This window comes from Streptomyces sp. NBC_01463 (assembly GCA_036227345.1).
Taxonomy (GTDB): domain Bacteria; phylum Actinomycetota; class Actinomycetes; order Streptomycetales; family Streptomycetaceae; genus Streptomyces.
On sequence record CP109468.1, the window covers coordinates 57,732 to 80,360 of the forward strand.

Here is a 22,629-nt window from a genome sequence, read left to right on the forward strand (position 1 = left end):
GGCCGGCCGCCTTCGCGATCTCCTCAGCCAGCGCCTTGGTAGCGCGCTCCTGCTCCTCGACCTCGCGGCGCAGCTCTTCCTGAATCTCGCGGGCGTCCATGGATCTTCCCCACTCTCAGGGTGTGCGGGTGGGTGGTGCTTCAGCTCAGTGCGGTGAGGGCGACAGCGGCGACCGCCAGGTACATCCCGCGCCAGCGGCTACGGCTCCAACACACTCCGACCGGCTGGCTGGAGCGCGAAGTCGATCGCCTCGCCTCCAGCCGCACGGCCACCAGCGGGATCGTCCGCCATCCCAACCGATGACTCGTAGACCAACTGAACGAGTTCGGGGCCGCTCGTAGCCGGGCCGTCGATAGAGCCGCCCCCGCCCGTCCCACGCGCCATGCCCCTCAGCGAGAGCCATGTCCTGGCCGCAGCAGTGAGGACTGTCCCGGAAGCAACTGACGGAGGGATTGCGCCGATGCTGGCGAAGGTCCATGAAGAGTGGCTCTGTCCACGAGAACTGCCACCTACAAAGCCATACGTCGGCTCGCCACGGCTGAGGTGGACCACCTACCCCGGCGACAGCGGCCGTGGTCATCGCGGCCGTCTGTGGTCATGAGACCTGGTTCTGGCACAACTTCCGTGAACCGTACCGATCTCGGCGTCCGAGGCCGGCAACCCTGGCGAACCGGTAGGCCAGCAGCTCGTCCAGAGGCCAGCGCGAGCCCCGGCAGACGGGGCTTCACGGAAGTTGCGCCAGAGCCTGAGACCTGACAGCGGGGGCAGCACCCGGGTTCGAGTGCTGCCCCCGCTGCACGCGGGGCGGGTCAGGAATCGGGTCAGCGCAGGAAGCTGAAGAGGCGGCCGCTCCTGGGTTCCTCCCGGCTTTCGGCTTCGGCTTCCTCGGCGACGGGATCGCCGGCCGCTTCCCGTTCATGGTTCTTGATCCTGGTGCAGTCGCTGCAGTCGCTGCCCGGGGAAGCGGTAGCCCAGCCGTCGTTGGAGGGGACCTCGTGGCCGCAGGTCGGGCACGGCCACGCGGTCGCTTTCCGCCGCCGCTCACCCTCCTCCCGCTCTTGGCGCCCGCGGTCCTCCTGGGCGTCTCGCTCCGCACGGTGCTCCTGCTCGGATACACGGAGGACCTGGGAGTCGTCAGGGTTGTCCAGGGCGTCCTCGATGGTTTCCCAGGCGGAGTGTCCGTAGCGCCACCAGACAGGCCCGTAGGGGCCCGTGCTGGTGCAGGCGGGTCAGGGTCGTGGCGATGACGGGGACGGTGCCGGTGTAGTCGCGGAGCCCGTCCTTGGGGTCCCCGGGTGTCGGGGCGCTGTGCCACTTCCTGGCCACCACCGCGGCGGGCTCGGTGTGGTTGTCGACCCCCACAAACAGCACCGGCACCCCGTCCTCCGGCGCCTGGAGCACCGCATCCGCACCCAGACTCCCCCGCGCCGGCGTCGTGACGTCCCCGAGACCGGCAAGGCCACCTCGGTCTCCCACCCGTGCAGATGCCCGAGACCCGGGGGCGGGTCGGCAGCACCCGGGCCTGGACGGGCAGCGGCGTGCCGGCCGGGGTGCGGCGGGCGACGGGCTTGGTGGGCAGGGGCGGGGACTGGCGGAACGCGTCGATCGTGTCCGTCACCGCCAGGGCGCGCGGGGCGCCGACTTTCGCCGCATCACGTGCGGTACCGCCCATCTCCGGCACCGCCGCACGCACCCCTCGGAGCGCGGGTCCGGTCCCCGTCCGCTCCTGAACGAAGCCCCAGGTCGGTGACCTGGGGCTTGTCCGTTTTCTGTACCACTCCCGTCCGGCGTGTCCTGCGTCCGCTCAGAGGAGGGGGTCCAAACCGGTCACGTGGGCACCGGGGGGCTCGGCGGCGGGGAGCGGAGCCTTCCACTGACCCGTGCCGTAGTAAAACCTCATGTACGTGGAGGAGTGGTCGCCCGCGGGGACGGTGACCAGGTCGCTCCAACCGTCCCCGTCGATGTCCCCCGGGCCGATGATCCGGTACCCGCTCCAACCGCCGCTGATCTGCGTCCGCGACGCGAACGTGCCGTCGCCCTTGCCGAGGTAGAGCCAGAGCACACCGGATGTGTCCCGGGCGACGAGGTCACCGGCCGGGGCGCCGGCGAGGTTGCCCGTCGCGGTCACCTGGTTGTAGACGCCCCAGCCGCCGCCGATCCTCGTACGAGCGGCGAGGGTGCCGTCTCCCTTGCCGGGGTAGAGCCACAGCACGCCGGTCCTGTCCGTGGCGAGGAGGTCGTTCAGGCCGTCGCCGGTCAGATCGGAGCCGCTGGTGAGCTTGTCGTAGATGTTCCACCCGCCGCCGACGCGCTTGCGGGGGGTGAGGGAGCCGTCCCCCTTGCCTTCGTACGACCACAGGACGCCGGCCGTGTCGCGGGCGACGAGGCCGGTGGCGGCGGGGACGATCCGGTCGTAGGTGTTCCACCCGCCACCGATTTTGGTGCGACGGGGCGTCTCGTCGTACGTCAGTCGTCCGAGCTGGCCGACGTCGTGCAGGGACAGCACGCCGGTCGAGGAGCGGGTGAAGATGTCCGGTGAACCGTTGTCGTCGAAGTCGTGCGGGCGGGGCGCTCGGGTGACGGTGAACGAGCCGGTGCGCTCGATGGCCGGGCCGAGGCCGTTGAGGGGCTCGGCCCTCAACGTCCACGTGTACGCGCCCCGGTACGCCGGGAACGTGTCGAGGAAACCGTCCCAGTCCAGGCGGAACTCCGTCGTGTCCGCCACGGGGTTGAACGCCACGACGGTGCCCGACGCGCCCGTACGGGTGTGGGTCAGCTGGAGAGTGACACGCGCGTTGGACCGGCTGAGAGTCCAGCTGGCCGGCACCTTCCCGTCCGCCTGGTCGAGGTCGATCTCGCCGGACGGCGCCACGGGCTCGGACAGTCCGGCGAGGACGGTGGGAACTCCCGTGGTCGCCAGGACGGACACGGTCGGCCGACCGCCGTCAGCGCCCGGTGTGATCCGGTACAGCCCCTCGCCGTGCTCGATCGTGCCGCCGGTCGCGATCACACCGCCGTCGGTTGCCGGCACGACGGCGGTGGCGTGCGCGAGGAGCGGGATGGTCTCGTCCGTGGTCAGCGATCGGGCGTTCAACCCGGCCAGACGGGGCGGGCCCAGGGCGGTGAAGGCACCGGGGTCGCTGTACACGGCCCAGTCGCCCGCGAGGCCGAACGTCAGCGTCGACTCGTTCGCCCTCTCCACCCACGTGCTGCGGCTGATCACCTCCGGGGACTCCCGCCGGGCCACGGCCAGGACGGACTTTCCCTCGGCATCCCGCTCATGCCAGACCACGTGCGTACGCGACCCGCTGACGGGATGGATGTAATTCTTGTTGTTCAGAATGACGTACGTCGCCGTCACCGAGGCCGAGGCAAGGTCTACGACGGCCAACCGCTGCTCCCACGTCCCGTCCGTGACCTTGAAGCCGTGGAGCAGCAACGTGCCCGGGGCGGAATTCGCCTCGCCCTTCCACGCCGAGGCCTCCGGCAGGCCGGTCACCGTCCGGTCCACGACCCGGCCCTGGTCGTCCTTGTCGAGCAGGTGCACCTCCTGCCCGGCACCTCCCTCCGCGCGCTTCGAGGCGACGAGCGTGGTCCCTTGGCACTGGACCGCTCCGTAGACCCCGCCGAGGTCGTACGTGACCAGTTCCTCGCCCGTGGACATGTCGAGGAAGGAGCGTGTGGTGCCGGCGACCCGGACGACGATGTCCGTGCCCGCATTCGCCTGGTACGGGCCGCCTGGCAGCGGGGTCCGGGTGCCGTCGTACCGCGTCCAGGCGTAGACGTCGCTCTCGCCCTCCTTGTGCCGCGACAGGAAACCCGTGGGCCCGGCGGAGAGGGCGACCGTGCCGGGCGGCACGGAGATCGGCTGCTGCTGGGTCGCGACGGATGCCGTCACCACCGGGGTGGCCGCCAGGACCGGCGTGGTCAGGGCGCCGGCCGTCACAGCGAGGGCGACGACGGTGGCAACGGCAAGGCGCCGGCCGGCGGGGCTGAGGTGGTTCAAGGAAGTCCTCCCGGGCGATGTGGTCCTGGTGCCTCCAGGTGCCACGACGAGAGGACTCGCGACAGCCGTGCAGGGTTGTACGGCTGTTCGAAACATGCGCGGTTCAGAGGGAGGGGCGGCCCGGCGTCCGGGCCGCGTCGCGTCAGACCGTCATGTCGCCCAGGAGGAAGCCGACTTCCGGCACCGTGGTCGGCTTCGTCGTGATCGCGAACAGCGCGAGGTTCCCCGAGGCGTCCTTGATGCAGATCTCGCTCCCGTTCGCCGCACCGGCGAGCGGGAGGCGGTGGTTCTTCTCGTGACGGAGCAACGGGTCTATGGGCCGATGCGGACAGCGGTGGTCCAGTTGCTGGCGACGAGGTCGAAGAGGGGAAAAAAATTCTGAGGAGTGTGGTGCAGCGTGCCTCCTCACCACGGCTACCCGGCGCAACCTCCGTCCTCGCGCCGTCGGCCCCCGCTCCCGGCGTCTTGGCCGCGCCGGTGGCGCGGCCAAGACGCTGGGAGTGAGTGGGGGTTAGTGGTAGGTGATGTAGCCGTTGCCGTCGCGGTCGTTCTTGGCTTTGGTGTAGGCGTGGGTGTCAGCGTGGGAGCCGGTGGGCTTGTAGAGGTAGATGGTGTCCTTGTCGTTGTTCCACATGAAGTTGCAGTTGTTGCGGTAGGCGACGTTCTTGGCGTCGGATTCGGTGCCGTGTCCGCCGCGGAGGTTCACGTAGTCGCCGGGCTGCAGGTAGTGGTTGGTGCGGAACGTGAAGCGGTTCCCGGCGGCGTCCTTGACGATGTAGCCCTTGAGGTTGACGGTCGTCTTGGACGAGTAGTTCTTGATGGTCAGGTACTCGGCGCGGGTGTTGCCCGTGGAGCACTTGTTGGAGTCTTTGCCAGGTGCGTCGTACTGGATCCCGCGGATCTTGAGGGCCGAGGAGTACTCGGTGGCCTGGGCCGGTCCTGTGATCAGAGCGGCGAGTGTGCCGGCCGTAAGGACTGCGGCAATGCGGGCATGGGTGCGCAAGGTGAGGTCCCCCCTCAATTGGTGCTGATGAGCAGCGGAAGCGTACTGAGTTGACGCGCCCGTGTGGCTGCCTTCCGGAAGCCGGTAGGCCTCGGAGACCAGAGCGCAGGGCCTGGACCCCGTCAGCGGTTGGTCTGGTGATCCGGTCCGGTGTGGGCAGGGTTGTGGCGGCGGAGAACCGGCTGGTGTCTGGTGGGCTGTGCGGTGGGCGACCGGGCGGGGCGGGGGCCGGGCAGGGTGGCTGCCCGGCCCCTAGAAGGAGGAGTGAAGGGACCTCTGCCGTGGGCGGCGGTCAGCCCTTCACTCGCCCCGGCTTCGCCTGGTCAGCGGTGGTGGTGTCCGCGGCCCCAGGACTCGGTGTCGACGGTGCGGCCCCGGTCATCGCGCAGGGTGGCAGTGTCGGAGTAGTTGTCCCAGACGTAGTGGTGCCGGTCCTGGTAGAGGTCGGTGCGGGTGTCCCGGCCTACACCGGTGTGGACGCGGACGGTGGCGCGGCCCGCGAGTCGGACGTCGTCGAAGCGGTAGCGGTTGCCGTCACCGTCGCGCAGGGTCCAGCCATCCAGGTTCACCGCGCGGCGACTCTGGTTGGTGATCTCGATCCACTCACGGTTCAGGGACCGGTTGGAACCGGTGTCACGTCCGGGGCTGTCGGCCTGGACGTCACTGATCACGACGCGCGCCTGGTGCCGGTCGCGGCCGTGGTCGTGGTCCTGGGCGGAAGCCGGCAACGCGACGGCCGAGACGAGAGCACCGGCCGTCAGCACGGTCGCGGCGATACGGCGGGAGGCCGAAGAAGCAGACAAAGTGACGTCTCCTCAAGAACAGTGCCCTGCCGGCTGACACAAGCCCGGCGGGGCGGATCTCTCTCGACCCGTCCCGGGCCGAGAACCAGAACATTGCGCCCCACACCCGCCCCGCGGAACCGATACCCGGCCCAGTTACCAATCACAGATATTTCCGCAGCTCTCACCTGCAACCCGCACGCATATGCGGCGGGCGTGACCCTGACAGTCACTGACGGGTACACCCACCCGTTCAACGATCGACAGCAAGCCCTTCCACCCGCCGGCACACGCCACGGGGCGCCAACCGGCGCACCACCCGTACGGACGGCACGATCTCTGTAACGGCTGTTCGGCACGACCCTTCGCACGACCGGACGCAATTCGCACAACAGGATGAGGGCGTAGAAGTGGTGGGGAGGGGTGCGACTCGAGCTTGCACCCGTCGCCTTCACCCACCGACCAGTTGCACCCGCAGGCACACCACACCACTCTGGCCGTCCACGTCGACACCAAATCGCAGCCCGGCCCAAGGCTCGAAACAAAAGGGCTGGTTACGAGCGCCGTCGGCGGCCCTTGTCCCGCCATTGCCGAGTGTCGGCAGGCGCCACCCGTTCTCATCGACATCGAGATCGGGCACGGTGAGCACCTCCCGACGTCGCCGACAACTACTGTCTCGTGACGTCAAAAAGCTACCCCTGCCTGTCTCACGCCCCTCAGTGAGAGGGCAGTACGTGACGTGATGCGCTCTCAGCAGACACTGAGCGCCAGCCGATGCGCCGTCCAGGTCAGTGACCGTGGATCCACCATTGGATGACCAGCAGTCCGGCAGGTCCCAAGGACGCCGCCACGCTGAGGGCGTCGCGACGGAGCACTTCGTGGCGCGGAGCTGGTGCGGGATGCGTCCTCCGAGGGCCGGGGTGCATCCCAACGGCAGCTTCCCGTCGTGCTCTGGTGGGACTGACACGGACTGCCTCATCGTCCGCTCACGTCAGCCGCTGGGGAATGGGGAATTACGTGAACTTCTGCCTGGGGAATTTCGCGATCGTCCACAGGCCGTGATGGTGGGGCTGCGCCGCCCCGGGCGGCTTCTAGAGCCGTGTGAGGCCGGTCAGGAGACGCGTACGGGCATCAGGAGGTGCCGGTAGTCGCTGCCGGTGGGGCGGGGGCCTGCGGTGAGCAGGACCGGCCGCAGGGTGGTGCTGTCATCCTTCTGGTCGCGAAGGACGCCGGTCCCGCCTTCCAGAAGGCCCTCCTAGCTCGTCTCGCCGACCATGCAGCAGTTTGAAGATCGCCGGGCCGGCCACCGACTGGACCGCCCCGGAGACCGCCTCCCGCTACTACCTCTCCCTGCCGGCCACCTCCCAGCGCATCCTGCGTGAGGCCGCTACCCGCGAGGACGGTTACGTGCCAGCCGATGTCGTGCGCGGTCCGCACGGCGAGGGCAAGCTCACCGGCAGCAGCGGCGCGTTCAAGGCCGCGCTGAAGCGCGGCGTCCGTCGCAACTGGTGGATCGCAGACCACAGCGAGCCTCAACTCCGGGCCCAACGCCGGATGGAAGGAAAGCTCTCCCCCTTCAGGAGAGAGGTGTCGGCATCGGCGCGGAGTGACCCTGCACCACCTGACCTGGGGAGTTGGTCATCCGATGGATAAGGGGTGGGCTGCCATTGGGCAACCTGAAGAGCAACTACAAAGGCAATCCCAAGAGCAACCTCAGAAGCAACCTATTGGGCAATCCGTCAGTTTCTGATCCAGCGCCCCGACGGGTGGTACTACCGTCAGCAGCGCAGCCGTCGACGACGGGGTTCGTGCACCGCATCGATGCCCGCCAGATCTACTCGACGTGCCGGGGCGGGGCGACCTCCCGCTATCCCGAGCACGTGGTCGTCAGCTCCTACCCCCGCGGGCACGGCGAGCGACGCACTGCGCATCGTCCGCCCTGCTACTTCTCCTGAACATTCACGAGCCTCTAAATCCGCGACTGCTGCCCAAACCGGTGGACAGACGCTGCCCCTAAAAGCGAACGAAGCCAGACCGTGCACGCACCGAGTGGAATGGCGTGCCGCGCGCTCCCTCACCATCTCGTTCCACAAGTTGGAACGATGCGAGCTGGGTTTTTCCAGCGCGGATCCCTATCACGGGGCATACCCCGCGCGTGGATGCGGCGCTCCGGGCGTCTTGTGCGGCGTCGTGCGACCGGAGAGTGGAACGGCGCCGCACTGACCTCGGAGCAGGCCGTCCGTTCTCCGGCCTGGGCGGCCGTCGATGTTCTGAGCTCCACGCGCCCCGTGCGCGAGACGCAGTGGTTCCGACCGTACGAGGTATCGATGGGCACTTCGGGGCGGGTCACTGTGCTTGAGGGTGGGTCACTCTTTGGGCAAGCCCCTGACCTGCGCATTTGGGTGATCGGGGTATCCGGCGGGGCAGTGCGGCTGAGGAGAGTCCACGACACGTACTTGAAAGGAGTCGTGTCGTGGGAGCTGAGAAGCGGATGTTCGCGGGACTGGACGCGGAATGGGCGCTGGTGTGCGCCGACTCGGCAGGCGGCGCCCTGGTGCGTGGCTGGATCTCGGAAGCCGGTGTCGCCGGGACCGGGGACCTGCCGCAGGACCTGGGCGAGCTCGTCGCGTACCTGGCTGCCCGACGCGACCGCGCGTTCAACGACCGGTGGCTGATCACCGTGCTGGAGCATGCGGCGGGCGAGGGACGGGAAGCTCAGCTGGCCGCGCGCGTCATCGTGCAGGCGATGGTGCCCGGGATGGTGCGGCTCACGCAGTCTCTGCTCACCCCGCAGCGGAACTTCGACGACGTGGCCCAGGTCGTGGTGGGCTGTCTGTACGTCGTGGCCCGTACGTTCCCGCTGCGTCGCCGTCGGAGGGTCGCCGCGAATCTGGTCCTGGAGACGCTGCACCACGCCAGCCGTGAACTCGGTCTGGACGAGGCGCGTGCGGTCCGCCTCGATGACCTGTGGGACCTGCCGGGCGGCGCCGAGGACGACGTCGCCGACCAGGTCTCACAGCGTCTGCTCATCGAGCGCGGCCAGGCCCAGCAGGTCGCCGCCGTGACGAACATGACGGAGATGGACAGCGCCGAGGGCGAGCTGGCGGCGTTGCTGGCGTGGGGTGTAGATCACGGGGCGCTGCCGCTGGAGCAGGCCCGGGCGGTGGTGAACGTGGTCCGTGAGGAGGCGGAGCGCACCGGTGCTGCGACGCCGGCCGCGCGCAAGCGCCGCTCGCGGGCGATCAGGGCGCTGCGCCCGGTGGCGGCGCAGTGGGTGCGGGCCGCGTAATGGCGGCTGGAAATTGGAGTGCTCCGGCCGGTCACGTTGTCCGGGGTCCGGCTCCTTGGGGTGTGAACGGCGGCGAACAGCTGCCGGATGCATCGGGCTTGAGGGAGGAGACCATGACGATGGCGCGCACGGAGGATGCGGTCACGACGTCGTGTGGGCTGGCGGATCTGGAGCTGCTGGCCGGGGCGCGGCGGCGGGCGGAGCAGTTGGTGGGGTTGCTGGCGACGCTGCCGTTCACGGAGTACACGCTGCGGGTCGCGCGCGAGTACGTGGATGAGTCGGGCCCGGTGCGCGAGGCGTTCGACCGCTTCGCCTTGCTGGACGCGGTCGAGCAGCAGCAGCGGCTGCGCGTGTGGCGGGGCGGGGCGTCGTGATGCGCCGCGGCCGGAAGGCACGCGCCGGTGAGTCCGGCGACGGCGTGGGCGTAGGCCAGGGTCTGGACGATCAGGGTGGTTGGTGGACGTCGCCGTCGACTGGGTCAGTCGCGATGGGCACGAACGTCGTACGGCGCCTGGCCTGGGCGCTTCTTATCTGCGGCCCGGTGCTGGGCGGGTGGGCGCTCGTGTCTCAGCCCGCCGCGGACACCCGCCCCGCTCCGGTGGTGCAGTCCTCCAGCAGTGGGACGACGGGGCCGGGCGGGTTCGCGGAGATGTACGTCGCCGCGTTCCTGCGCTCCGGCGACGGGTCCCAGGAGGAACTCGCCGCGTTCTACGCGCGCGCCGCGGATCTGGAGCTGGAGGGCCGGCCGGACGCTGTCCAGGTCGGGCAGATCGCCGCGGTGCGGGTGGAGGAGATCGAGCCGGGCCGGTACTGGTCGGTGACGGTCGCGGCCCGGGTCCTGGAGCCGGCGCGGAAAGGGGCTGCGGATTCCGGCGAGCAGCCGGTGATCCGTATGCGGTTCTTCCGGGTGCCCATCGAGGCGGACCGGGACGGCGGGCCGCTGGCCGCGCTCGCACTTCCCTCCGAGGTCGCCGCGCCGGGAGGCGGCACGCCGAAGGCGGAGCTCGCGTACGGGGCGCCGATGCCGGCGCAGTCCTCGGACCCTGCCGTGGGCACCGTGTCAGAGTTCCTCTCCGCGTACTTGTCCGGCAGCGGGGAGCTCGTCCGCTACATCTCCCCCGGAACCCGCCTCACACCGGTCCGACCGGCCCCGTACCAGTCGGTGACGGTTACCCAGGTGTCGGCCGAGACCGCGTTCCAAGACGCGGATGGCGACGGGCGGATCGGCGCGCCGGCGGGGCGGGAGCAGCTGCGCCTGGTGGTCGGCGTCAAGGCGGCCCGGCCCGACGGTATCGCGCGGCCGCTGTCGTACGCGCTCACCCTGTCCGGCCGTGACGGCCGGTGGGAGGTCGCTGCTCTGGACCCGACTCCCCAGATTGTTCTGCCCGATCTGCCGGCTGCGGTGGCTTCGCCGTCGCTCTCCCCTGCTCGATAAGGAGCTCGCATGTACTCCACTCCATTGGCCGCGGTCGGGATCCTTGATGACTGGACCGCTATGGGCAAGGACGTCAAGACCCTGATCACCGTGGTCGTCCTCGGCATCATCTACGTGGGCAGCGTCGGCGCGACGTGGGCGGCGTCCCGTTCCATGCTCAAGGCCTTCGTCGCGGCCGTGGGCGGTGCGGTCGTGATGGGTGTGATCGCCTCCCAGACGGTGCTCAGCACCAAGACCGCCGAGGAGCTGAAGAAGGACCACACCGTCGGCCAGGACGTGCGCGTGGTCCGCGTGGTCGACCTTCCTGTACCGGTGGCGCTGCCGTCCCCGGCACCTGTGACTGACTGGTCGGGGCGGCGCGCGTGAGTGAGGTGGACGAGGAGGTCCTGGTCGGCCGCTGCTACACCAAGGCCCGCCGTCACCCGAGCATGATCGGGCAGTGGGAGGGGCGCCGTCTGTGGGGCGGCCCCTACACGGTGCCGCAGTTCGTCACCATGGGCGTGATTTTCGCGGTCATGATCCTGCTTCTGATCGCGGTGCCCGCGTTGTGGGCGGCGTTCGGGCTGTTCAACCTCGGCGCCCTGGTCCTCTTCCCCTATGCCGCTTCGCTGCTGGTGCGCCGTCTGCACGTCGACGGCCGGAATCCGTTCACGGCGCTGGCGAGCACGGCGGGCCTGCTCGTCGGCGGGCAGCGCCGTCGGCTCGGCGGCCGGCCGCTGCCCCGGATCACCACGCAGTCCCTGCACGGCACCGCCACCGTCACCGGGCACCCGCCGCAGCGGCGTCCGGCCCCTTGGTCGCCGGCCGCCCCCGTCCGGGAACGTGCGCGGCGTGCGGTTGCAGCGCCGTCGGGAACCGGCTCCGCCGCACTCGCCCAGCTCGCCACCCGCCACTCCACGGCTTCGAGGACACCGCGATGAACCAGCCCGAACTCGCCCCCGCCTGCGCGCTGCCCGTGCGCTTCGTACGGGATGAGTGCTACGCGCTCACGCTCCCGCCCTTCACGCAGATCACCGCGGTCGCCTTCGGGGCGGCCGCGTACGGAAAGACGCTGCCGGCGGACCTTCGGTGGGCTGGCCTGCAGAGCGCGACGGCACCGGAGCACCCGGGGGGCCCGGAGCGGGGGCAGCAGTCGTGAAGATGCCGGTCCGGCATGTGGCCGGGAACGTGGTGTGGACGGTGCACGGCACGGTGTGGGCGCTGTACCGGGTGCAGGGCGTGGACCAGGTGCACGCCGGGAAGACCGCCAAGCTTCGGCGTCTCAAGGCTCTTGAGGCGCTGGTGAAGAAGCTGGTCGGGGAGTCGATGTGGCTGTCGCTGTGCCCGCAGGTCGATCCGCGTGCGGTGGTACGGGCGATGACCGAAGGCATCGACATGCAGGCCAGTGACGACTACACCCAGGTCGCCCACCGGCTCCTGGACAGGCTGGAGGGGCTGGAGCTGACCGGGCGTACCGACTGGCTCGCCGTCCCGCTGCCCGCGGCCTCTTCCCGTCAGCGGCTCGGCGACATGGTGAGTGCGGCGAAGGCGGATGTGGCCCTGCAGCTGGGTCTTCTGCCTGCGCCGATCAGCCGGAAGGAAGAGGCCCGGCGCCTCGGGCAGGCGGCGCGGATGGCGGCGACGTGGCCGGGCACGGTGTCGATCCGCCCGGCGAGCGAGGCCGAGATCCTGTGGGTCTACGGGCATTCGGCGCGCCGTGGAGTGCTGGAGCCCCTGCTGCCGACCCCCGACACGGAGCGCGGCATCGTCAACCGCGGCCGGACGGTGGCCGCGCTCGGCCAGGCCGTGCTCACCGAGGGCACGATCGGCGGCACCCTGGCGGACGAGGAGGAGCAGCGTGGGGCGGGTGTGTTCAAACGCCGGTGGCTGGAGGTGGCGACCGAGCACGGGGCGTCCTACCAGAGCTTCTTGACGCTCTCGGAGATGCCGGAGGCCTTCCGCTTCCCCGGCTCGGAGTATCTGGCCGCTCTGGACACCTTTGACTTCCCCGTCGACTGGGTGGTCCGGCTGCAGGTGACGCCGGGCTCGGATGCCGAGGTCAAGACGCGCCGCAAGGCGCGCGATCTGGCCGGGCAGCCCGAGGAGTGGTCACACGACCCGGCCGGAGTGCCGGCCCCGGTCGGGAAGGCCGCGGAGTCGCTGGCCGAGAACCGGGAGCGGCTGACCGCGTCCAAGGGCGAGGTCGACGTGCGGGCCATGGTCGCCTTCTGCGTCTGGGGCGAGAGTCCGCAGGAGGTCGAGCAGCGGGCAGGTGTCCTCAAGTCCGCCTTCGGAGGGGACGACTACACGCTGGATCGTCCGCTCGGCGACCAGGAGCACCTGTTCTACGGGATGCTGCCCGGTGCGCGGACCCCCCAGGTGATGGCCTCCTACGCCCAGTACCTCCTGGCCCGCGACTTCGCCATGGCCGGCCCCTGGGCGGCCACGGAGCTCGGCGACGAGCGGGGCCCGTTGTACGGGTGGCAGCTGACCGGGGGCGGCGCCCGTCCGGTGCTGATGGACTTCACCCGCGGCCCGAAGAAGAAGACATCCGCCTCGGCGGCGTTCCTCGGGGAGCTCGGCGGCGGCAAGTCCTACGCGATGAAGTGCGCCGTGTACTGGACGCTCGCGGCCGGCCGCAAGGCGGGCAAGGTCGGCAGCCGCGGCCGCGCGGTGATCGTGGACCGCACCCCGAAGCAGGAATGGCTGCGCTTCGCACACTCCTGCCCCGGGCACACCGAGCTGATCACCACCGACAGCAGCGCCGCCGTCTCCCTCGATCCGCTGCGCGTCTTCACCCAGGACCGCGGCGAGGTGAAGGCCGACCTGTCCGAGGCGCAGCGGCGCTGCGAGAGCTTCCTGCACATGCTGCTCGGGATCCAGCCGATGGACGAGAGTGGCGATGTCCTGTCGGAGGCCGTCGCACACGTCCTGGCCGGCAAGGCGCCGAGCATGCAGGTGCTGATGACGCACCTGACCGAGCGGGGGGTGCGCGAGGGCGATCCGGCCTGCCGGTCGCTGGCCCGCAAGCTGAACATGCACGCCCGCCGCGACATCGCCAAAGCCGTCTTCGACGAGAGCCTCCCGGTCATCGACACCGACGCCGACTCCGTCGTCTTCTCCGTCGCACAGCTGGCGCTGCCCAAGAAGTGGGAACTGGAGCCCGGCCACTTCGAGCGGCTCAGCCCGGAGAAGGTGTTCGGGCGTGCCGCCCTGTATCTGATCGCGACGATCTGCCGGCACATCGCCTTCGACCCGCGTCACGACGCCGAGTTCTGCCAGGTCGTGTGGGACGAGTGCTGGTGGCTCACCTCCTCCCCCGAGGGCCTGGACCTGCTCCTGGAACTGCTGCGGGACGGCCGTAAGCACGGGGCGGGCGTACTCGTGGGCAGCCACGACCCCGAGGACATCGGACCCAACACCGAGACCGGCCGAATCGTGCGCGGTCTCATCCCGCGCCGGCACCTGTTCCGCCAGACGAACAAGGAACTCGCCCGGCGGGGCCTGGACTTCCTCGACCTCGACCCGAACGACCCGGAACTCCTCGAAATGGTCACCACGCAGCTCTCCCCTCTCGACGAGTCCGAGACGGTCCAGGCGCAGCGGGCCGGCGAGTGCCTGGTACGCGACCTGTTCGGGCGGATCGGTGCAATGCGGGTGCAGATGCCGCTCGACCCGGCACTGGAGGACGTCATCCACTCCGATCCCGACCAGGCCCCGTCAGGTACGGGCCCGAACCGTGAGGACCTGGTGGCCAGCGGGATGCAGACGGCAGAGGTGGTGTGACGATGCTCCGGGGACAGTTCGACGGGGCCGCCCCGTGGCGGCGGCATATGGCCGGCGCGCTGCTCCTGGCCGCCACTGCGATGACCGTGCTGCTCCTGGTGGCGCCCCGGGCCGGCGCTGCACCGGCGGGACCCACACCCGCCCCGGCCCCTTCGCCGTCGTCCTCGTTCCCGCAGTACGAGGCCGGTCTGGAGCCGAAACCCGGTCTGGTCCCTGAAGCACCCGGGATCCTCCCGCCCGAGTCCCGCAAACCCCTGATCCCCGCAGACGGCGGTGCGAGCCAGGGCGCCGACACGGCCAAGGGGGCGGACAAGAGCAACGGGTCGACGGGTGCGAAGGAGCCGTCCGCGAAGGAGAAGAAGGAAGCGCAGCAGGCCAAGATGCGCCGCGAAATGGCCAGCAAGGTCAAGGCGTACAAGGCCACGCATGGTGACGGGGGCGTCCTCAACTCCTTCGAGGTCACCGACAGCAACAACCTGCCGGTCTCTGCCTATCGCATCGAGACCGACGCGGGCGGGATCACCAATCCGATCGGGCAGATCCAGTCCGCCCTGACTCAGGGGCTGTTCGAGGCCACCAAGTGGATGATCGCGTTCGGCTGCTGGCTCATCGCCTGGGCTCTGCAATGGTCCCTGGCCCGGATCTTCCTCAAACCCGCCCTGGCCATCTCCGACTCCCTGTACAGCCAGACGATCGTGCAGCTCGGCCTACCCGGTCTGATGATGGCATTCTCCGGCGCGGTCGCGTTCTACAACATCACCTTCGGACGGACCTCCCGGGGCTGGGGCGAACTGTTCGCCTCCACGGTGATCTCCGCGCTGGCCGTCTCGACCCTGGCCGCCCCGCCCCAGTTGCTGCTCGGTGACCAGGACGGTGCGGTCGGCAAGGCTCGCGCGCTGGGCATCTCGGTGTACGCGATCACGACTGGGAACGAGAAGGCCCTGTCCGGGACCGCCACTCTCACCGAGGCGAAGACCAGGAAGCTGACCCGCTCGGTCACCGACGGCATCGTCGACGCGTTCGTCGTCAAGCCCGCCTTCCTGCTCTCCTACAACCAGCAGCTCAGCAAGAAGTGCAGCGCCCTGTACGGCGACTCACGGGTCGAGCAGGCCTTCTTCAACGATCAGGTCGACGCCGCCAAGGACAAGGCCCACGGCAAATGGCCCTCGCTGCTCGATCAGGGCGTGGTCGGCGACATCAACAAGGCCATCAACGACAAGGCCGTCGACTACGTCGTCAACGACGTGCTGGGGCTGAATCCGGGCGAGGACTTCGAGAAGGCCTGCGTCAAGGACGCCGGCCAGGCGAAGAAGGCCGGGTGGGACAAAGTCGGCGGGGCGTTCTTCATCTTCATCGCCGCGCTCCTGATGACACTGCTGCTCACCGTCACGGCCTGCGCCTACCTCTCCACCGAGGTCCGCCTCGGCCTGGAGGCCATCCTGGCCAAGGTCGCGCTCGCCGCCGGAATCATGCCGGGAGCCGGGCGGGCATGGATGTGGGAGCGTGCCACCAGCATCCTGCGGCTGCTGGGGATGCTGATCACTCTCGTAGTGGCTCTCGCCATCGTCGTCCAGACCGTCACCGCGGTGCTGGGCACCGACTTCACGAAACAGGGCGGCCTGCCCGCCCAGTTCGTCGTCGTCGACGTCACCGTCATCGCCGCGTTCTGCTTCCGTAAGCGGATCAAGAAGCGTTCCATGGCCTGGGCCTCCTCGGCCCGTACGCGTCTGGGCAACAGTCCGCTCGGGGGCCGCGCCCCCGCCACGATGGACCAGGAAGCAGGGCGCAAGAGGTCGCTGGCCTCGACGCTCGCCACCACCGCGCTAATGGTCGGTGCGGTCGCAGCCACCGGTGGTGCGGGAGCCGGGGTCACCGGCTCCCGCGCCCTGATGTCGTTGGGCGGGCGGGGCGCCACGACACTGGCCGGACGGCTCGGCGCCCGCGCGGCCGTGCGCGGCACCGCCGCCCTCGCAGGCAGTGCCGAAAGAGCCGTGGTCGGGACCGCGAAAGCGGCGTTCGGGACCGGGAAGTTCGGTCTCAAGTACACCGTGGGCGCACCGGTCCACCTGCCGCAGGCCGCCCGTACCGCGAGCACCGGGCTCCGGGCGGTGCCCGGCAATGTGGCGCGCTCCGCGGCCCAGCTCCGCTCCCGGATCACGGAGCCGGTGATCCGCCAGGTGCCCGCGGCGCGCGACTTCGGACAGACGTGGTGGACCAACACCGGTGGGCGCTGGATGTCGAACCGGATCCGGATGCACCGCGGCCTGCCGCCCCGACCCCACCCGAACGCCCCCGCCCCGGCCACTGTCCGTTCATCCCGCATCGCCCCCGGCCGGACCGCCCCCGCCAGGCCCACCCCGGGGACGAGGCCGAGGCCGGCTGCGGTGCGTCGGCCGGTTCGGCGTGCCCCGCGACCGGTGCCCGGGCAGCCGGCCGCATCGTCGCAGCAGCAGGCCCTGCGCCAGCGGCTGCACCGCATGAGCAGCGCGGCGGCCCGCACCCACCGCCCCTCGCCCAGCCCCCAGCCGTCCCCGGCTCCAGCAACTCCTCGCCCACGCCCGGCACGCTCCCCCCGCCGGAGCAACCCTTGACGCGGAAGCCATGGCTGGTGCTCGGCGCTGCCGTCGCCGTCATGCCCGTGTTCCTCTGCCTCACCGCCTTCATCGCGATCACCGGGTCAATCGCCGCGGACCAGGACAGCCAGAACCGCCAGGCCGCGTACGCCACCGGAGCCGGTGCGCAGGCACCTGCCTCGGTGAAGGGGATTCCGCCCGTCATGCTGTCCGCGTACACGAACGCAGCCTCCCGGATCACCGGGCTGCGGCCGAAGTGCCAGGGGATGCGCTGGTCGGTGCTCGCCGGGTTCGGCAAGGTGGAGTCCAATCACGCAGCCAGCCATCGCATCTCCGGGGCCGGTGCCATCACCCCGCGCATCATCGGTGCTCGCCTCGACGGCTCCGGTGCCGGCGGCAACACGGACGCCTTCACAGACACCGACGGCGGCCAGTGGGACGGCGACACCGCCTACGACCGGGCGGTCGGGCCGATGCAGTTCCTGCCCTCCACCTGGATCGGTTCCACCGGACAGGACGGCAACAACGACGGGGTGAAAGACCCGCACAACGCGTTCGACGCGACGCTCGGCGCCGCCGTGTACCTGTGCGGCACCGCAAGCAAGAATCTGAACGACGACGCGCAGCTGCGCAAAGCGGCACTCCGCTACAACCACGCCGGCTGGTACGCCGACAAGGTCCTGCGCTACGTCCACGAGTACGACCAGGCCGGTGCCGGACCCGGACAGTCCGGCACCGGCGGCCCCGTGCCGGCCGGCGTCGTACTGCCCGGCCCGCCGGCCCCGTACCAGGGCGGGGCGACCGCGTGCTCGTACCCCGATCCGACCGGCGGGAACTGCCTGACCGGGTCAGCGGCCCACGGGCACACCGAGATCCTCAAGAAGTGGCCGCGCTGGCACGGCGGGATCGGCTGCCAAACCCCGCGGGTCGAGGGCGGCGAGCACCCCCTCGGCCGCGCTTGCGACTACACCCCCGGCACCCTCGGCACCCGCGCGTCCGGTGCCGCTCTCACTCAGGGCTGGACCCTGGCCGCGTGGCTACGCCAGAACGCGAATGCCCTGCACGTGCAGTACGTGATCTGGCAAGGCCGGATCTGGAGCATCAACCACCCCGAAGATCAAAACGGATGGGGACGGCCCTACGAACACGGCCTCAACGACCCCCGCTCGGTCACCGGAGGGCACTACGACCACGTCCATGTCACCTACAGGGACTGAGCGTGTTCCTCATCTTTCAAGCCGCTGAGAAACAGCTTCCGCCCTGCGGCCCGCCAGAACAGGGACAAGATCGCCGAGAGGCGCAAGCCGATCTACACCGCCCCGAGCAGGAGGCAACTCCATGAGCCCCTCATGGAGTTCCACGAAGCATGACGAGATCACCGACTACGGGCGGCAGCTCAGGCGAGCCAGGATGTCGCGGCAGAGGCGTTGCACCTCCGCGTCGTTGTTGACGCTCCGTTATCGCCCCCCGCGTCGGGGCAGGGCGAGCTCGGCCTGGATACGGGGCAGGATCGAGCACCGGGGGTGGGCTGCCTGAGACCGATCTCGTGGAGGGCCAGGAAGCGCTCGCTGCCGGTGTACCGGGAGCGCGACCAGAACGGGAACGTGCCGCAGATGGTGCCGCGGGCTGCTTCCCAGGCTCGGTGTCCGGCGTACCCGGTCGTTCAGGAACGGGTGAGGCGTTCCTCGCGGACGGCGGCCCAGCGCAGCGAGTCGCGAATTCCGTCCTTCACCGTGTATTGCGGGTGCCAGTCCAGGAGCTGAGCGGCGCGGTCGCTGTGGGTGTAGGCGCCGGCGACGTCGCCGGGGCGCGAGGCGGTGTTCTTGGTCGCGACGGGGACGTCGACGATCTTGTTGAACGCTTCGACGAGTTCGCCCACGGTCGTGCCGGTGCCGGTGCCCAAGTTGACGGCTGTTGAGCGCTCGCCGCCGGTCAGGATCGTGTCGAAACGCTCGATCGAGGCGACGTGTGCGGCGGCGAGGTCCCAGACGTGGACGTAGTCGCGGATGCCGGATCCGTCGCGGGTGGGCCAGTCGGTTCCGGTGATCTCGAAGGGCTCGCCTGCTTCGTGTGCCGAGATCAGTTTGCCCAGTGCGTGGCTGGGGCGGCGAAGCTGCAGGCCGGTGCGCATCTTGGGGTCCGCGCCGATGGGGTTGAAGTAGCGCAGCGACAGGATCCGGATCGGCTGGGTTGCGGCGATGTCGGCGAACATGCCCTCGCAGACCGTCTTGGTGCGGGCGTAGGGGCTTTGAGGGGCGTGGGCGGAGTCCTCGTTGACGGTGAAGTCCGGGCCGGTCTCGTAGATCGACGCCGACGAGCTGAAGATCATGCGGGTGCAGCGGTTGCGCAGGAGGTGACCGACGAGGTCGAGGCTGGCCGTCACGTTGTTGCGGTAGTAGCCGATGGGGTCGGCCAGGGAGTCCGGTACGACGATCAGCGCGGCGCAGTGGACGACCGCGTGAATGTCGGGGTGCTCGGCAAACACGCGGTCGATGAGGGGTCCGTCTGCGATGTTGCCCTCGTAGAAGATCCGGCCGGTGGTGAATTCGCGGCGGCCGGTGGAGAGGTTGTCCAGGATCACCGGTTCGATTCCGGAGTCCAGGCAGGCCGAGGCAATGGTGCTGCCGATGTACCCGGCTCCGCCGGTAATGAGTACCTTCATGCGCCGAGCCTAGTGGGTTGCTGCAGAGAGCAGTTCGGGTCTGATTCAGGCTGCGGAGCGGTCTTGGGTGTTGTCGCGTGCACAGCGGAATCCGAGGGCGTGGTTTGAGTAGTCGGGGGCGGCTGCGATGCGTTCGGTGGTGCGTATCTGGTAGCGCAGGTGCATCCAGCCGCCGCCGCGAACGGCCAGGTACCGGCCGGCGGCGGCGTGGTACATCTCGTCGTACGTGCGGGTGGGGTCGTAGAGCGTGTAGGTGCTGGACGTCCACTGCGCGACGTTGCCCGCCATGTCGCATGCTCCGAGGGGGGAGTCACCGGCCGGGGAGTGTGTGCCCACTGCCGCGGTGCCCGGCCGGGTGCCGTGTCGGGCGTAGTGGTCCTTCCACCAGTTGCGCCAGTGGGCGAGGTCGTTGAGCCGGCCGGCGGCGTGGGATTCCGCGCACATCGCGCGTGAGGCGTCCCAAGCGGTTCCCCAGGGCCAGAAGCGCCAGTCGGGGCCGTGGGCGGCGTACTCCCATTCCGCTTCGGTCGGCAGCCGTTTGCCTGCCCACTGGGCGTAGGCGGTGGCGTCGGCGTGGTCGACGTGGACGACGGGATGATCGGGCCGACTGCCGGCGTCGTCGCCGGGGCCTGCGGGGTGGCGCCAGTTGGCACCGGCGAGCATCTGCCAGTAGCTGCTGCCGTAGACGGCGCCGGTTCCGCGGACCTCGGCGGCTGTGCGGTAGCCGGTGGCCTCGGCGAAGCGGGCGAAGGCCTCGTTCGTGACCGGGTGCCGGTCGATGTGGAAGGCCGGGATGGAAACCGGGTGCTGGGGGGATTCGTCCTCGAACCATGACCGGCCGTAGCTCTGCTGGGCCGCCAGGTCATCCAGGTGGCTCTCCGGTGCTCCGACCAGGACGGTTGCGGCGGGGACGGCGATCATGTCGCTGGTGATCGGGGCAGTAGGGATGGGCATGTCAGCCTCCGGCCATGGCAGGCAGGGCGGTGAGGGTGACGTCGCCGGTGAGGACGGTGTCCAGGCCGTCGAGGTGGCGGACGTTGTCCTGGGCGAGGTAGATGTTCGTCCAGGACACGAGGTGGCCGTCAGGTGACAGGATGCGGGGCGCGAGGACCGGGTGGGTCTGCGTCAGCCACTGGAGGGCGGTTCTGACCGAGTCGGCCCGGCACTGCAGGGTGGAGGCGCCAGGGATCAGAGACGTCCAGGCGGCCGGGACCTCGAAGCGCACCGTGGCCTGGTTCTCGATGACCGAGCGCATGTCGGCGACCGTGGCGCGGATGCCTTCTTCCAGCGGTGTGCGGGGCTCCCAGCCCAATGTGTCCCGGGCGAGGGTGATGTCGGGGCAGCGGGCGGCGCCGCCCGTTTGGCCGGGCTGGCCCAGCACAACCGTGCCGGTTCCGACCGCGGAGACCACGAGTTCGGCCAGGGTGCCGATCTCCGTGCCCTCGCAGGCTCCAAGGTTGATCGGGCCCGGGGCGTCCGACTCCATCATGGCGATCAGGCCCTGCACGAAGTCGGAGACGTAGCAGAGGCTGCGGATCGTGTCCGGACCGTTCACGACGAGGTCCTGGCCGGTCAGGGCAGCTGCAGCGAACGCTGCGACAACGCGTTTGTCGGAGGGCAGCATCCCCGGGCCGTAGACGTTGAAGGGCCGGATGATCCCGGTGTTCACGTCGAATTCGCGGCGGTAGGCCACGGTCATCGCCTCAAGGAACCGCTTGGCCTCCTGGTAGCCGGACATGGGTCCGACGGGGTCCACGTTCCCGGTGTACGTCTCGGTCTGCGGATGGACCAGCGGTTCGCCGTAGACCTCGGCTGAGGACATGACCACGATCCGGGCCTTGTTCCGCCGGGCGATTTCGAGAGCATTCACGGTTCCGGCCGAGCCCGCGAGCAGGGTTCGTACCGGATGGTTGCGTACATGGGACGGGCCGATCGGGCTGGCCAGGTGCATGACCGCACTCACCGGGAGTTCCCAGTCGAGCGGGACGGTGATGTCGTGCTCGATCAGGGTGAACCGGTTGTGCTGACGCAGTCCGGCGAGCGCCGGTAAGCGGCCCGCGCTCAGGCTGTCGACTGCCGTGACGTGCGCTCCGCGTTCCAGCAGCGCCGTACACAGGTGCGTGCCGATGAACCCGGCCCCGCCGGTGACCAGAACGTGCTCAGGCATGGATTCCTCCGTGGGTTGGTCCGCCGAATGTCGGACGTTTTTGCGGTCCGGCGGAGGGGGCGAAGCCAACCCCTGGGAACAGGGGCTGACTCTGCCCGCCTCCGCACTGGACGTGTGACCTGTCCGGTGACCAGGGCCGGGTGTTCTTCCGGGTCACCGGACAGGAGTCGTGGGGTCATGACGTCAGTGGGCCCGCCCGCGCGCGCACTCGGCCGCGCAGACGAACGTCACGATGAAGGCGCCGAAGGTGATGGCCTGCCAGACGCGGTGGGACCTCAGCCACCGGGGTGTCAGGCCCCCCGCTCGCGACGGCGGCCGTTTGGGCCCAGTCATGTGGCGGACCGGCCGCTCTCCTGACGTGCCGGGAGGCGCTCATGCGGCACCGGCCGCAGGCGGGCGGCCGCGGTCCTGCTCTGGGCCCCGCTGGTGATGGTGGCGGGTCGTGGAGCGTCGGGGAGACCGCGGCGAAGAGGAAGGGTGCACCAGGTGCACGTGCCGTCATTGCTCACGCCCCAGGCGGCGGCCAGGGCGTCTACGAGATGCAGGCCGCGGCCGTCCTCGGCGTCCGGGTTCACGGGCCGCACTTCGGGGGCTGCCGGGTTGCCGTCAGCCACTTCGATCACGAAGTGGCTGACGGAGAAGTACAGACGCACCCGGATGTCGCCCCGGCCGTGCTGGAAGGCGTTCGTGACGATTTCGCTGATCAGGAGTTCAGCCGCCTCCGTCAGGTAGGGGTGACCCCACGCCTTCAGCGACGCCCGGATGATCCGCCGGAACCGCCGTGGCCAGACCGCTTCTGCTGCCGAGAGACCACTCGTGGAGTCGGCAGAGGTCCGCCCGACCGCCATGTCGAGGCCTATGCGGACAGCGCGAGGCCCAGTGCTCGTCTGTACAGCCGTCTCGGTGGTCAGCATGCTGAGCCCTTCATCGGTGGGTCCTCAGAGCGA

Annotated in this window: 20 protein-coding genes; 10 read left to right on the plus strand and 10 right to left on the minus strand. The window is 69.8% G+C overall.

Annotated elements, in window-relative coordinates:
• Positions 1 to 1,134 precede the first annotated feature (1,134 nt).
• The 6 genes from OG521_00240 to OG521_00265 all read right to left on the minus strand — a co-directional run bounded on the left by OG521_00240 (position 1,135) and on the right by OG521_00265 (position 6,431).
• Complete coding sequence (locus tag OG521_00240; protein WUW19293.1) at positions 1,135 to 1,401, minus strand: hypothetical protein; 267 nt, start codon at positions 1,399 to 1,401, stop codon at positions 1,135 to 1,137.
• Positions 1,402 to 1,804: 403 nt separating this feature from the next.
• On the minus strand, positions 1,805 to 4,006 hold the full coding sequence (locus OG521_00245) for a VCBS repeat-containing protein (protein WUW19294.1): 2,202 nt from the start codon (positions 4,004 to 4,006) through the stop codon (positions 1,805 to 1,807).
• A 142-nt stretch (positions 4,007 to 4,148) separates the two neighbouring features.
• Positions 4,149 to 4,313 carry a hypothetical protein gene (locus OG521_00250; protein ID WUW19295.1) on the minus strand — a complete coding sequence of 55 codons (165 nt, stop codon included), beginning with the start codon at positions 4,311 to 4,313 and terminating at the stop codon, positions 4,149 to 4,151.
• 204 nt (positions 4,314 to 4,517) lie between these two features.
• Positions 4,518 to 5,009: a lamin tail domain-containing protein gene (locus tag OG521_00255; protein ID WUW19296.1), complete on the minus strand. Its 492-nt coding sequence runs from the start codon at positions 5,007 to 5,009 to the stop codon at positions 4,518 to 4,520.
• Positions 5,010 to 5,332: 323 nt separating this feature from the next.
• Complete coding sequence (locus OG521_00260; protein ID WUW19297.1) at positions 5,333 to 5,812, minus strand: lamin tail domain-containing protein; 480 nt, start codon at positions 5,810 to 5,812, stop codon at positions 5,333 to 5,335.
• Positions 5,813 to 6,242: 430 nt separating this feature from the next.
• Positions 6,243 to 6,431, minus strand: coding sequence for a hypothetical protein (locus OG521_00265; GenBank protein WUW19298.1), 189 nt, complete (start codon positions 6,429 to 6,431; stop codon positions 6,243 to 6,245).
• A 644-nt stretch (positions 6,432 to 7,075) separates the two neighbouring features.
• Between OG521_00265 and OG521_00270 the strand changes: the two genes are divergently transcribed.
• The 10 genes from OG521_00270 (at position 7,076) to OG521_00315 (ending at position 18,070) form a co-directional block, all read left to right on the plus strand.
• Positions 7,076 to 7,444 (plus strand): hypothetical protein, encoded by a 369-nt coding sequence (locus tag OG521_00270; protein ID WUW19299.1) that lies wholly within the window; start codon positions 7,076 to 7,078, stop codon positions 7,442 to 7,444.
• Positions 7,445 to 8,264: 820 nt separating this feature from the next.
• On the plus strand, positions 8,265 to 9,080 hold the full coding sequence (locus OG521_00275) for a hypothetical protein (protein WUW19300.1): 816 nt from the start codon (positions 8,265 to 8,267) through the stop codon (positions 9,078 to 9,080).
• A 113-nt stretch (positions 9,081 to 9,193) separates the two neighbouring features.
• Entirely contained in the window at positions 9,194 to 9,454 is a 261-nt protein-coding gene (locus OG521_00280; GenBank protein ID WUW19301.1) for a hypothetical protein, read from the plus strand.
• 113 nt (positions 9,455 to 9,567) lie between these two features.
• Positions 9,568 to 10,515: a conjugal transfer protein gene (locus OG521_00285; GenBank protein WUW19302.1), complete on the plus strand. Its 948-nt coding sequence runs from the start codon at positions 9,568 to 9,570 to the stop codon at positions 10,513 to 10,515.
• A 9-nt stretch (positions 10,516 to 10,524) separates the two neighbouring features.
• Complete coding sequence (locus OG521_00290; protein WUW19303.1) at positions 10,525 to 10,881, plus strand: hypothetical protein; 357 nt, start codon at positions 10,525 to 10,527, stop codon at positions 10,879 to 10,881.
• Positions 10,878 to 11,435, plus strand: a complete 558-nt coding sequence (locus OG521_00295) for a hypothetical protein (protein ID WUW19304.1) — start codon at positions 10,878 to 10,880, stop codon at positions 11,433 to 11,435. Before OG521_00290 ends, OG521_00295 begins: the two co-directional genes overlap by 4 nt.
• Positions 11,432 to 11,653, plus strand: a complete 222-nt coding sequence (locus OG521_00300) for a hypothetical protein (protein ID WUW19305.1) — start codon at positions 11,432 to 11,434, stop codon at positions 11,651 to 11,653. Before OG521_00295 ends, OG521_00300 begins: the two co-directional genes overlap by 4 nt.
• Positions 11,650 to 14,280 carry an ATP-binding protein gene (locus tag OG521_00305; GenBank protein WUW19306.1) on the plus strand — a complete coding sequence of 877 codons (2,631 nt, stop codon included), beginning with the start codon at positions 11,650 to 11,652 and terminating at the stop codon, positions 14,278 to 14,280. Before OG521_00300 ends, OG521_00305 begins: the two co-directional genes overlap by 4 nt.
• Positions 14,281 to 14,282: 2 nt before the next feature.
• Positions 14,283 to 16,871, plus strand: a complete 2,589-nt coding sequence (locus tag OG521_00310; GenBank protein WUW19307.1) for a hypothetical protein — start codon at positions 14,283 to 14,285, stop codon at positions 16,869 to 16,871.
• Complete coding sequence (locus OG521_00315; protein ID WUW19308.1) at positions 16,868 to 18,070, plus strand: lytic transglycosylase domain-containing protein; 1,203 nt, start codon at positions 16,868 to 16,870, stop codon at positions 18,068 to 18,070. Before OG521_00310 ends, OG521_00315 begins: the two co-directional genes overlap by 4 nt.
• Before the next feature lie 446 nt (positions 18,071 to 18,516).
• Here the strand turns inward: OG521_00315 and galE are convergent, their stop codons facing one another.
• The 4 genes from galE to OG521_00335 all read right to left on the minus strand — a co-directional run bounded on the left by galE (position 18,517) and on the right by OG521_00335 (position 22,596).
• Complete coding sequence (gene galE, locus OG521_00320) at positions 18,517 to 19,515, minus strand: UDP-glucose 4-epimerase GalE (GenBank protein ID WUW19309.1); 999 nt, start codon at positions 19,513 to 19,515, stop codon at positions 18,517 to 18,519.
• Positions 19,516 to 19,560: 45 nt separating this feature from the next.
• Entirely contained in the window at positions 19,561 to 20,469 is a 909-nt protein-coding gene (locus OG521_00325) for a formylglycine-generating enzyme family protein (protein WUW19310.1), read from the minus strand.
• 1 nt (position 20,470) lies between these two features.
• Positions 20,471 to 21,682, minus strand: a complete 1,212-nt coding sequence (locus OG521_00330) for a GDP-mannose 4,6-dehydratase (protein WUW19311.1) — start codon at positions 21,680 to 21,682, stop codon at positions 20,471 to 20,473.
• 329 nt (positions 21,683 to 22,011) lie between these two features.
• On the minus strand, positions 22,012 to 22,596 hold the full coding sequence (locus tag OG521_00335) for an ATP-binding protein (GenBank protein WUW19312.1): 585 nt from the start codon (positions 22,594 to 22,596) through the stop codon (positions 22,012 to 22,014).
• Positions 22,597 to 22,629 lie beyond the last annotated feature (33 nt).